The organism is Paenibacillus sp. J2R1T-4, assembly GCF_059692235.1.
Window position 1 is genome coordinate 1 of sequence record NZ_JCAUBA010000038.1, and the last position, 14374, is coordinate 14374.

The 14374-nt window shown below is 48.7% G+C and carries 9 protein-coding genes and 1 pseudogene; 1 reads left to right on the top strand and 9 read right to left on the bottom strand.

Annotated features, from left to right (window positions below; all coding sequences use genetic code 11):
* Window positions 1-176: 176 nt before the first annotated feature.
* The gene (locus AC58QD_RS32210) at window positions 177-437 is read right to left on the bottom strand and encodes a lamin tail domain-containing protein (RefSeq protein ID WP_497339152.1); all 261 of its coding nucleotides are present in this window, start codon (window positions 435-437) and stop codon (window positions 177-179) included.
* On the opposite strand from AC58QD_RS32210, the gene AC58QD_RS32215 reads away from it, so the two are divergent.
* Window positions 400-888, top strand: a complete 489-nt coding sequence (locus tag AC58QD_RS32215; protein WP_497339160.1) for a hypothetical protein — start codon at window positions 400-402, stop codon at window positions 886-888. The genes AC58QD_RS32210 and AC58QD_RS32215 overlap by 38 nt on opposite strands.
* Window positions 889-1047: 159 nt before the next feature.
* Here AC58QD_RS32215 and AC58QD_RS32220 read toward each other — a convergent pair whose 3' ends face one another.
* From AC58QD_RS32220 to AC58QD_RS32255, 8 genes and pseudogenes are all read right to left on the bottom strand, one after another.
* Entirely contained in the window at window positions 1048-3714 is a 2667-nt protein-coding gene (locus AC58QD_RS32220; RefSeq protein WP_497339153.1) for a hypothetical protein, read from the bottom strand.
* 58 nt (window positions 3715-3772) lie between these two features.
* A pseudogene (locus AC58QD_RS32225) lies at window positions 3773-3937 on the bottom strand (Gfo/Idh/MocA family protein); the annotation flags it as partial.
* Window positions 3938-4018: 81 nt separating this feature from the next.
* On the bottom strand, window positions 4019-5464 hold the full coding sequence (locus tag AC58QD_RS32230) for a hypothetical protein (protein WP_497339154.1): 1446 nt from the start codon (window positions 5462-5464) through the stop codon (window positions 4019-4021).
* 52 nt (window positions 5465-5516) lie between these two features.
* The gene (locus tag AC58QD_RS32235) at window positions 5517-7541 is read right to left on the bottom strand and encodes a NosD domain-containing protein (protein ID WP_497339155.1); all 2025 of its coding nucleotides are present in this window, start codon (window positions 7539-7541) and stop codon (window positions 5517-5519) included.
* Between the two features lie 47 nt (window positions 7542-7588).
* Window positions 7589-9160 (bottom strand): extracellular solute-binding protein, encoded by a 1572-nt coding sequence (locus AC58QD_RS32240; protein ID WP_497339156.1) that lies wholly within the window; start codon window positions 9158-9160, stop codon window positions 7589-7591.
* A gap of 43 nt (window positions 9161-9203) precedes the next feature.
* Entirely contained in the window at window positions 9204-10568 is a 1365-nt protein-coding gene (locus AC58QD_RS32245) for an ABC transporter substrate-binding protein (RefSeq protein ID WP_497339157.1), read from the bottom strand.
* Window positions 10569-10829: 261 nt separating this feature from the next.
* Window positions 10830-12902 (bottom strand): helix-turn-helix transcriptional regulator, encoded by a 2073-nt coding sequence (locus AC58QD_RS32250; protein WP_497339158.1) that lies wholly within the window; start codon window positions 12900-12902, stop codon window positions 10830-10832.
* 638 nt (window positions 12903-13540) lie between these two features.
* Window positions 13541-13771, bottom strand: coding sequence for a hypothetical protein (locus tag AC58QD_RS32255; protein WP_497339159.1), 231 nt, complete (start codon window positions 13769-13771; stop codon window positions 13541-13543).
* Window positions 13772-14374 lie beyond the last annotated feature (603 nt).

Genomic DNA, 14374 nt, shown 5'->3' on the forward strand with positions numbered 1-14374 from the left:
TCCTTCAGATTCGACCTCACGGTCGACACCCTTGTCTTAAGCTATGGTTACTACTGCCTTCACCATTCGGGACTTGAACCCTAGAGATAGCGCCCATGCTGGGCGCACATACAAATAGAGAGCAGCCTCAGCTGCTCTCTATTCATGGGACTGCACCTTAACAAAATAACACGCTTTTACTGGTGCTCGCTTACTTTTGCACCTGTCGCATCAAATAATGCCGCAGGATCTAGATCCTCATTATTCCATATGTATTTCGTAGTCCAAACTAGTATTCCCTCTCCTGCTTTAGCATCTGGACCACTCAACAGATTAACAGACGTTCCCGCTTTTAAAACAAATCCTGCTGGGAAAGTGTACGATTGGTCACCCGTCACACTTATGAGTTTCCAACTACTCATGTTCACATCCGTAGTACCGGAATTCGTGATGACCACGATTTCGCTATCTGCATTGACCGATGTTATCCCAATGTCTCCAACACTGATTGCTCCGGACGAGGCGGGAATAGCGGCTTACATACGCGAATTCTTCGTGGAGAAAGGAAAGCCGATCCGCATGCAGGACTATATCGTTCTGGACGAATCGCAGCAGTTAACCTGGCTATTTCAAACGAAGCGGGAGAATGGCTTGCGGACCGAGGTGCGGCGCGGCGAGCTTGGCGGCGCCGCAAACAATGCGAACGCGCTGGATGCGCCGGGGGCAGGCGGCCTTGTGCTGACTTGTCATGCGCCGGAACTGGACTTGAATGTCTCGGTCGCGGAAGCTCCGGTCGTATGGTCGTATGTCAGCACGAACGATTTCAAACCGTTCGATACTATACGCTATGAAACGGCTGAAGCGGTAAGGGCGGCCGTGGCGGACTTTATGTTCACTCCTGTACTTTAAAAACATATTGTTTACAGAATAAATCAATGAGCAGTTGCCGCGGCAAACTGCTCATTGATTCGTTCAACAATCGCTCTGCATCAGGATTCATTCATTGTCACGACATAATCAAAACCAGGGGGGAGAAGTAAGCGGTAATCGTCGAACGGTTTTTTGCTTCTAACGTAACTGCAATTTGCGTTCCTCGAGCCTTTGACGCACATGCATGCAGTTGATTATTTTCTCCATGAGATCCTGGGCCGTATAGAAGTAGTGATTGCTCGCCTCGAAGCCGATACGGGAATCGTTCCGGACGATATCGTACAACGCTTTGGCCAGTTCGATCTCCTCTTCGATAATGACGTAAAGCTGAGCTTTGATGGCTTGGAATTGCGGTTCGTCTGCGGCGGTATCCAGCTTATCCCTAAGTCTTACAAATTTCGTTTGCAAATGCGAAGTTTTAAAATGGCAGTACGCCGCCTTTGCCACATGCAGCAAATCGAAGAATGCGGCCTTCTTCCTGCTGTCCGAGCGGTCGATGAACGGTTCCGCTTCCTGAAGAATGCCGATACCCCGTTTCCAGCCGTCGGCAACCTTTTGAAATTGTTCCTCGAATATTTCCTCCGGATAAATTGATCGCCAGCTCTTCAGATCGTCGTAGGGAATGCCGACCATGGTGGCGGCAAAGCCTGTCGGCTTGTCGTACAGCAAATTGGCCGGCCCTATATTTTGCGGCGCGGTGTAGGCAACGCTAATGTGGAAAGGAAACTGCCCGAATGCACTGCTGAATGCGCTCCAAGCTTCCCTGACGACGGCGCCTGCTTCTGCGCCGAATACTTTGCCAGCGACAAGCTCGGGCCCCTTGACGCTCGATTGTTCCGTGTCCCAGTAATATTGGGAAGCGAACTCCAAATTCAAGGAAGGGTAGCCGCCGAGCGTCCAGCTGAGCATCAGTCCGCTTACGCCCGACTTTTGCAGGTTGTTTAAATGCCGCTCCAGCAGATCCATAGTAGGCAAGTAAGGAACGGATGCGCATTCCCAGGTGATATTGAACTGCACCTTGGCTACGGCGGATAAACCTCTTTGCCTTGCCTTGCTCCAAATGCGCAATGATTTCTTGCTGGGGCCCACTTGCGAAATGGAGTAGTCGACCACATGCCCTTCGACGCCGCCGATATTCGTAATCAGGCCTTCCTCGCTGTTGCTCATCACGCTTACGCGATCGGGCAGCAAACCGATGGCTTCATCTATCGTGTCGGGGCTCCATCCGAGCCATTGCGTCCATCCCCAAGTCCAGCATAAGATTCTGGCGTTGGGCGCCACGCTATGTGCAGCTTCGGCAATGATCCGGTTGACCTCCGATGCGACCTCATGTGGCAATCGGCTTGCGCAGCGCGGACAATTCGTGTTTCCGCCGCCGGCTCGGGAAAAGCAATTCGTCAAATTTTCTGACATGGTGATCGTGAAGAGGCCGGCGAGCTTCGGAACTTCCGTGAACAACCGCGCCGTACCCGTTCTGAGATAGTCTTGAACTTCCGGATGCGAAGTGCAAAGCGATGCATCCTCTACACTGGCATGTCCCTTCCAGTCCGGGAATTTCTCAAAAAATGACAAAGGCATCGCACGCGGCTCGTTATAGTATAAGTAGATGCCGATTCCGTAGTCCGCCGCACGGTCGACGAGTCTCTTTAAGCCTTCAATGCGCTTCTCCCAATTGACGGATAACTCCGGCGCGTGTACGAAAGGAACCAGCTTATAAAGTATGGCCTGCAGCCAAACGCCGTTAATGCCCAGCTTGGAAAGCTGCGACAGCAGCTCTTCCGGATAAGGGTCGACGTCGGCGTCCAGCAGCGGATCTCCGTATACGGCGAAGTAGGAATACACATAGCGCAGATCGAAGCGGGTGTTGCGCACGGTTGATTTAGGCTCAAGATAAGGCGCGTTGCGCTCTTCCATCTTTTTTTGCAGCCAGTTCAAGCCTCTTAGCAGCCCGACTTCGTCGACGGCCTGGATATCGATGCGCTCTGCGCTCACCCGGATACGATGGCTTTCGGATAATAAAGCGGAATCGGGCTTAATGGATAGCGAGAGGATACGCTGAGGGACGACGCCGATATAGCGTTGATCGGCTGTGTTTGCACCGTCTTGGGGGCCGGAGCCAGGAACGGGCGAAACGGATAACCGGATTCCCCATACCGCTTCATGCTCGGCTACAAAGCGGCGCGCAAATTTTTCGACCCTTTCCCGCCCTTCGGGATAGACGATCGTCCATTCATTGCTCAACAGCACTTCGTCGGGATTAGCCGAGACTGCCCACGGCTCAGCGGATTTGTAATTGCATGTAAAGGTATTCAAGAAATCAAAAGGTTTGACCGGACTTTCGTCCCGGCTATGCGGAAAATGTGCATCGATCGTCTCGCGTATTTCCCGGGTGCGAAGCTCCTCGTCCCGTGTAAGCGGTATGTAAGCGACCGGCTCGACCGCAGGCTTTACATTGCCCAATTTGACCCAAAGAAAATCGTCCTCTTTGAGCGCATAAGCAAGCATGTCGGGACTCCAACCGAGCAGCTCCAGCAGCTGATTGTAGGGAAGAATATGCCAATTGGTGCGTATGATCGTAATATACCCGCGGATCAGCCATTGTTCGTCGATGCGGTGAGGAACGCGAAGACCCATATCCCGCGCAAGCGTAAGCACATTTTCTTCCGTCGTTTTGAGAATCTTGGCCAATCTGTCTAGCGGAACAAGCTCCCAATTGCGCCATACCACCGTTTGCTGAATGGTTGGAAAATGGGGGAGACTCAGCGGTTCGACATCTTTGTTTTCTGCATAGCCGGGATACAACATAGTTACCTCCGCATATGTTTAATTTCGATAATAATACAGGCACATCCAGGAAATATATTTAGAAGCCCGGATACTCCGGGAGTATCGTCTTGGTCATCAGGCTGTCCACCCGCTCGATCTCCTGGCCGGTCCACCAGCGCAGCAGATCGAAATCGTGGATGAACAAGTCCTGGATGAGCCCCCCGTTCTGTTCCTTCGAGAAATGCCAGCCGTGCCGCTGCTCGGGGTTCGCTGATGCGGCTTGCGCATCGTCACAGAAACGACCCGCCGAGCTCGCTCTCCTCGAATCTTTTCGACGAAGTAATCAAGCAAATCTTATCGAATATAAATCCGCGTCGCGCATCCGCGCGGTCAATACTACTTCTTTGTCTGCAAATTTTGCAAGCTCATCATTATCAAAGGTTATTACTCGGTCAATGGAATCACCGAAAATCTCGCAGCTTTCAAGTGTTTCTCCCGTGGACGACCGCAAAGTGAAGTATATATAACCCCGTGCCGATGTCGAAAAGTTAATCCTCATCTCACCGCTTGTAAAGGTAAACGGCTTGGTGGTTATGACTCTTTCGGTATAACCGGCGTGCAGCGAAACGAACCCATCGCAGCGTATGGTATATCGCCACAATTGTGCCGGCACATCCATCCAATGATTGTCAAAACTGTATAACGACAACTCGTGCGGTTCACCTTCTACAAGGGGAGGCGTTTCGATAAGCCCGCGTGCCGGAAAGCAGTCTCCGTAAACCCAATTTGAACCGTTTTCCATACCGGGGCGCATAAAAGCCTCATCATACCGCGTAAAATTTATACCGTCGCGGGAAACCATAAATACGCAGTCTGTAACCGCAAGCCCGTAGCGCTTGTGATTCTTCGAGGGCAACATGCGTTCAAGACGTTTTTCTTTTCCGCCAAGCTGCTCAAAATTGTCGCTCCATTCGGGGCGTTCTACATATCTCGACGGAAAACCTATATACAAATGCGGTGCGCGGACATAGGGCGAAACGCAGTTTGTATACAGCGGATAATCCTCCGAGTCTCCAAAACTAATCAGTTCGGGGTCGCTCCATTTTTTGCCGTCTTCCGACCAAATGTAACGTATATCTCGTATTCCGGCGTTCCAGTCGTCGCCTATGATATTGTGGAACCCGCGTATATATCCGCGATAGATCCCCGCAAGCTCGTCCCAGAAAACAACGTTGAGAGAATCCATATATCCTTTTGTAGTGATAATATCGCCCATTGTAAAGTGAAGTCCGTCGGGACTTGTGAACATTCGCAGCTCAATTCGCTGCCCAAACTCCGGATTATTATATTTTCCAACGCCTTTATATTTCTCGGACGCAGGAACGGCAGGGTTATCATCGCGGAAGACCATAAAGTTATCAAAATTATTCGTATTTTTGTCCAAAATAATATTGTTCTCGCGCGAGCCTTCCCATTCGCAGATTCCGAGGGCAGGCTTTGTCCATGTAATTCCGTCGCGGCTTTCGGCATAACAAACACGAATGCCATTCGTCGTGTGATCCTTGTTGTCAGGGCTATACATCTGCCAGGCAAGATAGTACATCCTGTATATCCCGTTGTCATGTAAAATATTGTGGTAATTGCAACCGTTGCCCTCCCATGATGCATCATGGTTTATTGCGATCTCGCGGCGAGTCGGTTCATGCAAGCGGAATTCTGCTGTCGTTTTGGCATTGTCAATCAAATAGTCGTCGAAAAAGCATTCGCGTTTGGATGAAATGTTTATCATGTTATACCCCTTTATTTTCCTATATTTTCAATACTAAATAGGACAGCTCCATTTATAGCCATGTAGTTCCACTCCAGTATTTTAATGCATTTGAAATCACCGCTACTTGTCCAATTCTTGATTTGAAAGATGGCGCTGTCGTCCAAACATTTCGGCTGCCATTTACGGTATCATCACCAGCAGTCGCATTTGCACCTTGATAAATATAAGAAGTTCCGGCAGCTTCAATAATGTTGTCGAAAGATGAAAATTGTGCGTTATTGTCCGATACGATATACCACTGCCATCCGCCGGACACTTTCGACTTAATGATGTTCCCTTTAATCATGCCACCCGTATTGGCGGCTCCTAAAATATGAAACACATAGCCGCTCCCAACGACATCACGAATAACTGTATTACCCTGAACTACCGAATCAGCAGAATTTCCACTAACCCTAAATACGCTCCCAGAATTACCTGTTAAATTTGTGAGCGTGTTACCCGATATATCGGCAGCATACGAATCGATACAAGCTATAGCCCCGCCTGGTGGATTAGAGCAACCATCCAATCTATTACCTTTTATAGTTGCACGATTGGACCTATATAATTGTATGAAAAAAGCGCTAACGTCTTGAATGGTATTACCAACGATGTTCGCATAATTTGCCCTATCTGTGTGAATACCTTGTGCGACTTTGTAAATATTGTTTGCTGATAGAACTACATGTTGAGCGTCATTTAAACTAATCCCTGTTGTACTATACGTGCCATTAAACAATCCGTGAATGATATTGCCGACAACTGAAATTTTACTATCAAGACTTTCAACACCTGGCGCCGGGTATGTATCAAGAGTGATCCCGCCAACTTGATTCCCGATACAAATATTTGATGATACGACACTATTTAAAGTATTTACAGAACAAACAATACCCCAACCACCCTGATTTGCAGAATCCTTTTTGTTGCCATAGCACAAATTACCAATAATGCGTGTTTTCTTAGTTGTATTGCTTACTACAATTCCGCTACGTTGAGCATCATGTGACGTGACGCCGCTAATATAAACATCTTCGCCATTTAAGATTTGAATATTATCATACAAAGATGCATTCTTATACTCTCCGCCGGTAATTGAAACTTTCGCAAGAGGTGTAATTGCATATAATCCAATCATACCGCTATCAACTTCAATGTTTTCACATATCAGTTTTTTCTTGGCTCGGGTAACAATGTTGATTGAAACAGATGGTTTAAATTTAGCGCCCTTTAAAATTAATGAATCGCCTGAATGCTTAATAGAGCAATGAGATTCTGACTTAATGGTTCCACCTGCATTATTATCCTTGTTTTGATCAATTTCAATGTCGCCATCAATAATTAAATTATAAGCAGTGTTTAAGAGAGTTGCGTTTGAGCCTGCGAATAATTTAATGCCGCCAGAACCGATAAGTTTAATATCACCAATCGCGGTCAAGCTTGATGTGCTAATATTCAAGCCACATAAGTTGATAGGTAATTTAAATGTTGCAGAAACATCAAATAGTGCTTGGAGTTTTGTGTATTCATTGGTACCATCACCCTGTAAACCCGCAAGAGTTGCTAATAGTTGATCATAATAACCAACAAGCACCCAGCCATTCAATGTGTAGAATCCGTCATTTACACTCGATTTATCAGAATTGTAAATATACATAGCGCCAGTGCCTTTTATTCTGATCGTTCTGGTTTGAAAATTACTATTCAGAGATAACATTTCAGAAATAGATTCAACGGTGTAGACGGATGCTCCATTAATCTCTTGCTGTGTTTTTCCGCTACTATCGAGAATAGCACTCGCTGGATGTGCTTCAGCCATATCACGACCTGCCAATTCGTTATGCTCAAGCTTCGCCGCTATTCCTGGGGGAATTTTGCCAGATGAAGCCTCTTGCCCGTAAGCCGTTGACGATCCCCCGAGTATGCTGCCCGCGGCTAGGGCCACACCGGCCATGCCGAATGACGTTAGTAGCTTTCTGCGGCTAATATGGCTGCCGGATTCCTCCGGCCGTTCCTGCTCCTGCTCCAAACCTTTCCCCGCTTGCTGCTCCATATTTTATTCACCTCATCTAAGTCGATTTTTAGGTCAAATATTCGTCTTTACCGAGATACCCTCAGGTTCACGGACGCGGCATACTGCTTGTTGCGATCGTCGATCATTTGCGAGCCTCCCATTTCGAGCCAACGCGCCATGATGCCATCCCAGCTGGCGGTGCGTATTTCGCCGTTTAACACCCGCACCTTCTGCTCGCTAAGATAATCGTTCAAAGCACCAAGCTTCGGATACGACTGCCATTTGGTCGTATCGTAATACACGCCATAATCGATCGGTTCGAATCGCGGCAGCCGGTTTACCTGTTCCCGCTTCAAATTGTACTCTGCAAATGTCCATGCGTTAACCGGCCATACCGGTTTGCCCGGCCAGTTAATAAACACCGTTTTGTATTTGGCGTAATAATGCGCTTTGGCCAAATCGGTTTTGTCCTCGGAGATAAATTCGACCATCCCGTCTGGAGTCGCCGTGTAGTTGTCGCCTTCGATACCGAACGAGGTCAGCATGTTACCTTCGTAAGTTCCCTGGTAGTCAAAAAACTTTAAAACCGTTTCGGGACTGGCATTCTTTTTGTAAATGACCCAGACCGAGTTAGCGATCGGCGAGACAGGCAAACGATTGAGGCCTTGTTCGCCCTCAAGCACAACCGGAACATAGTTGTAATCTGGGACGGATTTCCTCAGCACCTCGCCGGCGTTTACTATCGTTCCCGAAAACGTGGCGGCAACCGCCCCTGCCCGGTTATCGGCAATCAGCTCCTGTTGTTTGTCTGCAGCCGACAACAGTAAGTCCGACCACAAATATCCTTTCTCGTTCCAACTGGCGAGCTTGGCAAGAAACTGCTTATAGGCAGGATGAAGCTCAGGCGGCTTCAACTTTCCGTCGGCGTCCTGCCACCAGGCATAGCCTTGCGGCAGAAAGCTCGAGCCGAGAACGCCCTCCAGCATGTTAAACGCGCCGCCCGATGCAACGGTAAGCGGTACTGTGTCCATCTTGCCGTTACCGTCGGGATCTTGCTCCTTGAACGCTTTCAACACTTGCTCAAATTCGTCTATCGTTCGCGGGAGCGGCAACTGCAGCTTGGCGAGCCAGTCAGCGCGGATTTGCAGCGCGTTGAACGTATGCAGACCGTTCTCGATCGGAATACCGAGAATATTCCCTTCATACGTCGCCAGCTTGAACGCTTCGGGTACGACGTTTTTCTTGAGATGGGTCCCGTACCGGTCAAGCAGATCGTTGAGCGGCAAAAGGAGCCCTTCGTTAAACGCCTGTACCGCCTCGGTTATCGATAATTCGGCGAAGTCCAGCTGCTCGCCGGAGGACAGCATGGCCGCCCGCTTCGACCGGCACGGCCCACCTGATCCCCCATCCGAGAAGACGATGCGCACATCAGCGCCCGTTTGCTCCAATATTCGATCATGCACCCGCTTCTCCTCAGCCGTTTGCCGGTCAAAGGAGGGGCTGCAATTCAGCCCGACGATGCGAATTCCGCTCGATATCGGTTGGCCGTCGTTCGGACCTGATTGCTCCGGAGCAGCCGAATCGCAAGAAGCCGATGCAAGGAGAACGATCAGGAGCATTGGGGCAAGCATCGTTTTGATCCCTCTGTATGAACGCATCGATTCAAGCCCTCCTTATGCTCCCAAGCCGTCCTGCGGCAGTTTACTTCGCTTTCAGCTCCTGCAGCTTTTTCGTAGCGCTCTCTTCCGACAACCGCAATGCGGTATTCACGTCGATCTCGCCTATCATAACCTTATTCATATTCGCAACATACAGCGAGGCGATCGGTATTTCATTGACGCTTTTATACGGAACTTCCGCCAGTTTGTTGTAAAAGTAGGCGTTCCAGTTTTTATCCTTCACCTTCGTACCCTGACCGAATTCTTTCCTGACATCCAAGTTTTTCACCACCGGCATAAAGCCTTTTCTGGCAACTTCGGCCTGGAATTCGTCCGTTAGTAGATACTTCAGCATTTCCATTGCCGCATCCGCGGTTTTTTTGTCTTTGGCCATCCGGGTAATACCGAAATATTGAGTATACGGCTGTCCACCCACATTCGGAAAATCCTGGAACGACGGAAGCGGCACCCAGTCCCAGTTGAATTTGCTTAATTGATCCTCGCGGCTATTGGCCACGAAAGCTGTCATCCCGCCAATCATCGCGACTTCCTGATCTTTGAAAAAGCCGTCGATGGCATTGTGTTTCTTCAAATATTCCTGAATGCCGGCTACCTCGGCAGGGGCGATCAGCAGCGTCTGGTAAAATTTCTTCCAGCGTTCGTCCCGGTTGATCGTAGGTGTCTGCGTCTTCTCGTCAACGAGTGGAATGGACAGCGGATTCATGGACAGCATGTAATTCGTAAACGGCAAGTATCCGGCATATGTTTTATCGCCCTCGGTCCGGGTCAGCTTGCGCGACATATCGATGATTTCTCCCCAACTGACGCCGTTTTTCGGATAGGGGACGCCGAATTTATCGAAAATGTCTTTGTTGTACATGATGCCGAGCGTATCGGCAACGACGGGAAGCGCATACATGCCGTAGCTCGATTTCTGGATGCCGCTAATGTTCGACGGGTCAATCCGGTTCAGATCGAGCTGGTGCTTCTTGATCAGATCGGACATGTCCAACTGCAAATCGTAGGAGATGACCTCGTTTTCGAAATAACCGACATTGGCGAAATAAACATCGTAATGGGTATTGGAGGCGAGCATGCCGGGAACATCCATCCCTTTGCCCGTATTCTGGATGTACTTGATCGTGTCGTTGGGAAATTTCTTTCTCAGGCTGTTGCCGAACCGATTATCGAAATCGGCCGGTGTCATCCCGTTCTGCGAGTAAAATACAACTTCGGCGGGCTCCCTCGGTTTTTCTTGCACCGTCGCTTTCTCTTCCTTGTCTTGGCCACCGGTGGTTGTTTTATCGCCGCCGGTCGTGACCGTACTACCCCCGCTGCAGCCTGCCAGCAACAAAGCACCGGCCATCAGCAACAACGGAATCATTGTAAAACGCCTCTTCATCTTCATCGGACCATCTCCCCTTTTTCCTCCATCATATCGATCTCGGCCCCGGACGCCGGAACAATTTCAGCCTACCCGATCATCGGCGATCTTTTCAATTACAATATATTAAAGCCGTTGCAATGAGCGGCTTTCAGTCCCAAGTTCAACGAGTTGAATATTGTGATACAAAAAAATATCCCCCGCTTCATATTCCCCCATTTCATTTTCACGGGAAGTGAAAAAGCCGACGGTGTTTCCTGTCGGCTTGCGAGTCGGACCGATCGTTCAGCTATCGGCGAGTTGCGGCTTTTTCTCCATGTTCCGCGTAAACAAAAGCTCTCTGTACTCGGAAGCAGTGATGCCGGTGTACATTTTGAATACTTTGGCAAAATAACTGTTGCTGTTGAAGCCAGAGCGTGTGCCGATGTCGGCGATTTTCGTTCGGGAGTCGGCTAGCAGCCGCTTCGCTTCCTCGATACGGAATTCGTTCAAATATTCGATCGGAGTCCGGTTGTACCTTTTTTTGCATACGGTAATCAAATGCTGCTTCGATAGGCCCAAGTGTTCTGCCATCTCATCCAGCGAGAAGTTTTCCGTGTAATGCGCGACTATATAGTCATGGATTCTGTCTGCATAATCTTTCGTTTCCTCGGCATAATCGCGGAAGCTATGAAACTTCGCAAACAGGAATTGCTTCACCGCAGTGACGTTCATAATCCCTCTGTCCGTAATAAGCTGATTCAATTCATTTATAAACGTTAAGCTATGCTGGCCGAACATGCGAAGAAGCAGCGTAACCGTCTGATAAAAATTAAGATTATACTCCACTACAGTCAGATTCCCGGAAAATAGAGCGTTCAGCGCCTCCGTAAAGCTCCGTTCGTTTTGCTGCCGGATCGCCAGCTCCAGCTCCTCAATAGCGGCGGCTTTCACCGGGACCTCATAGTCCATCGGCAGCTTGTTAAAACAATAGACTGGACTGTCCGCCGTATAAATGCGGCCGATGTTGTAGGCGTACAACGCTTCGATATAAGACGTATGAACGTCTTCCAATGAATGAATGCCGCCGATGCTAATGACGACCGAATCCAGCTCAGAAGGATCTAGCACAAGCAAAAGCTCGGTCATAAACCGGTTCATATCTTCATGCTCGAGCTGGAACAGAATGAATTCATCTCCGTTTGGTACATTGAACGGCTCCAATCGGAACGATGACGACGCAGCCATGCGCTGCTGAATGTACTGAATCTGGGAAGCGGCAGCGTTCTCGGTTTTCTTTCCTTCCTGCGGATGCTTTAGGGTGATGATCGCTACAACGAGATAAGGCGACATCTCAGGCAATCGTCGGACGAGGTCCGGATTGACCGGAGTTTCCCCGCGAATGAAACGACCAAGCAGCGATCTTCTTTGCTGCTCAAGCAACGATCTTCTTTGCTGCTCTTCACTTTCCGTCACTCTAGCGACAAAGCTGCGGAAGGGCTTATACAGCACGCGTGCCCCAAACACGATAAATACCGACATGACACCGATGACGGTGAACAATACCGCCAGCACTTTATTTTTGAGGGCTCCTGCCTCTTTGTACAACAGCTGAGTATTCACTTCGCGGACTAAAGCCCAGTCAAACGCCTCAAGCTTGATCCGGTCGACTTGAATATTGGAATTTCCCGTTTGCTCCGGCAGCACAGTACCGATCAATGCTATGTCACGGTGATACATAACTGTGCCTTTCGCATCGGTCAAATAGTAATTGTACATCTGGGCGTTGCCATTCAGCTCGCTAAGAAAGGACATATACATTTTATCCAAATCTACATTAAAGATGATATAGTTCGGTTCCTTTTGCAGCCCGGGAAGCTTATGCACGATGGATGCCATCTGTTTGCCTGGCTTCGAATATCCTGCCTTAATCTCGTACTGGTACAAAGGGATTTGCGGCGTTTGCGAGGCAATCCACGGAATGGCGCTCCGCTCGGGATTACGCTCGATTCCGTAATTGGAAATCAGCAGCGACCGCTCGGCGCCGTTATACAGCATATATTCTGTGACGAAAGGACTAACATACAAAAGTTTGTTCAGCTCAAGCCACGCCTTCCAGTGCTCCGTCGTCGTCTGCAAGTTGGTGAAGCGGGCATCGCCGGCGGTCGTGCTGGTGAAATCCATAATCTGCTGCAGCATCCGTTCCATCAGTGTCGCGGTGCGGGTCAGCTCGGTTCCGTTTTTGGCGTCGACCAGACGGATCGTTTGCTTCAGAAACAGATTCGTGTTGTAAGCGCTTGACAATAAAGCCGGAATGAGCGACACAACGATCAGCACGATTGCCACCCGATACAAATAGGAGCGGGTATCCCGTTTCAACGCCGATTCCCCCTTCATGAACAAAAAAGGAGCCCAAGCTAAGCCGCTCCTTCCTGTTCATCATACAATTGGTAATACCATAGTATAGAATATGCACTATTAGTCTACTAATTTTATCCGGGATCGTCAATCGCAGAATACTTCGTCCTTATAGCCCTTCTCGCGAATCAATTGATCGCGAATTTCATTGACGGTCGTCTCCAACGGATTGTTTCCCGCTGGGCGCTATTGTAAAATGACGGTATAAAACATTAAGGTTGCTTGCGGTCTGCGAGAGACATAATGAACCGAGAATTCAGCGTGTCTCTTCTGTTGTTGCCGCCTCCTTTCCGGCAGCGCTTGACTGGCTAGATGGCTTCCGTTCTATACCCTAATTTTCTGACATGACCAGACCGCTTGGCAACAGGGTCGGGAAGCCCGCCGTCGCCGGGGTTCGTGTCGATCTGCCTGTTTAACCCCCATCACTACAAGGTTTCTGGTCGCTCGGCGTTGCATCGACTCTTTTCGTAAGTCCATCCTAATACCGATTTCAAGTTCAATCAAAGTCGCAGAAGTTGCTTCTGTGGAGCATCGATTTTTGAACGGGGTCTTACTCGCGCCTCACCCCGCTTGCGGCTACCCCCTTGACAAATAATAACTCAAAAGCAAGAAAGCGAAGCCAAGCGAGTACCCATGCTGTGGCTGAATCTATGCTTGCTCTTGCTGTTCCTGCGTTCGGCTCCGGCGGTTGTCGGGTTCCGGGAGGACTGTTGTCCCGAACAACTCCCGGTCATGATGGTTTGCACGGTCGGACGGACGTGATCTTTCTCATAAGACCTTACGAAATCTTCAGAACTAATATGAAATTTCTCAAGTTCTTCTCTGCCCATCTCTTCATCTCTTCCATAATACGCAGCCTCTATTCTACCAATATTTCAGTGCTATAATAATTCCTATTTCTTAACTATCTCCTTTAAGTGGCTCTGATCGCCTGTCTTAATATACATTAGAAAGTGATATTGATTAATAAGTGCTTTTTTCTTTAAAAGTGCCAAATTAACACCTCCTTAGAAAATAGTACTCCCTGAATCTATCAATATATACTAAAGTTATATCGTCTACAGCGGGAAGAACGCCATTCCTCAACTGGAGCGGCGGTTTTGTGTATGGTCTGAATTTTAGTTATCTCACCTTAATCTGATTTGCAAATTGAGGCTTTTGGGAGTTGGTATGTTTTCTAGTTACTTTATCAAACGTATCCACTGAATATTTTAATAAACCTATGGAACGCTCGTTCTGAAATAGGTATTTGGAAGTCGGAATAAATTAGGACAAACTGATGTGATTAGTTTACGCATGTCATTTGATGAATCGAGTAGGAGGGAGTGATTAACTCCCGACCTCTCACACCACCGTACGTACCGTTCGGTATACGGCGGTTCATGAAATATTCCGTAATGAGTTATATCTGTCCATTAAACTCTTCAGTCCGT

Excerpts from the sequence above, each read along its gene's own strand:
- AC58QD_RS32215 (WP_497339160.1), top strand. The coding sequence starts at position 400 with ATGTTCACATCCGTAGTACCGGAATTCGTGATGACCACGATTTCGCTA.
- AC58QD_RS32220 (WP_497339153.1), bottom strand. The coding sequence starts at position 3,714 with ATGTTGTATCCCGGCTATGCAGAAAACAAAGATGTCGAACCGCTGAGT.
- AC58QD_RS32230 (WP_497339154.1), bottom strand. The coding sequence starts at position 5,464 with ATGATAAACATTTCATCCAAACGCGAATGCTTTTTCGACGACTATTTG.
- AC58QD_RS32235 (WP_497339155.1), bottom strand. The coding sequence starts at position 7,541 with ATGGAGCAGCAAGCGGGGAAAGGTTTGGAGCAGGAGCAGGAACGGCCG.
- AC58QD_RS32240 (WP_497339156.1), bottom strand. The coding sequence starts at position 9,160 with ATGCGTTCATACAGAGGGATCAAAACGATGCTTGCCCCAATGCTCCTG.
- AC58QD_RS32245 (WP_497339157.1), bottom strand. The coding sequence starts at position 10,568 with ATGAAGATGAAGAGGCGTTTTACAATGATTCCGTTGTTGCTGATGGCC.
- AC58QD_RS32255 (WP_497339159.1), bottom strand. The coding sequence starts at position 13,771 with ATGGGCAGAGAAGAACTTGAGAAATTTCATATTAGTTCTGAAGATTTC.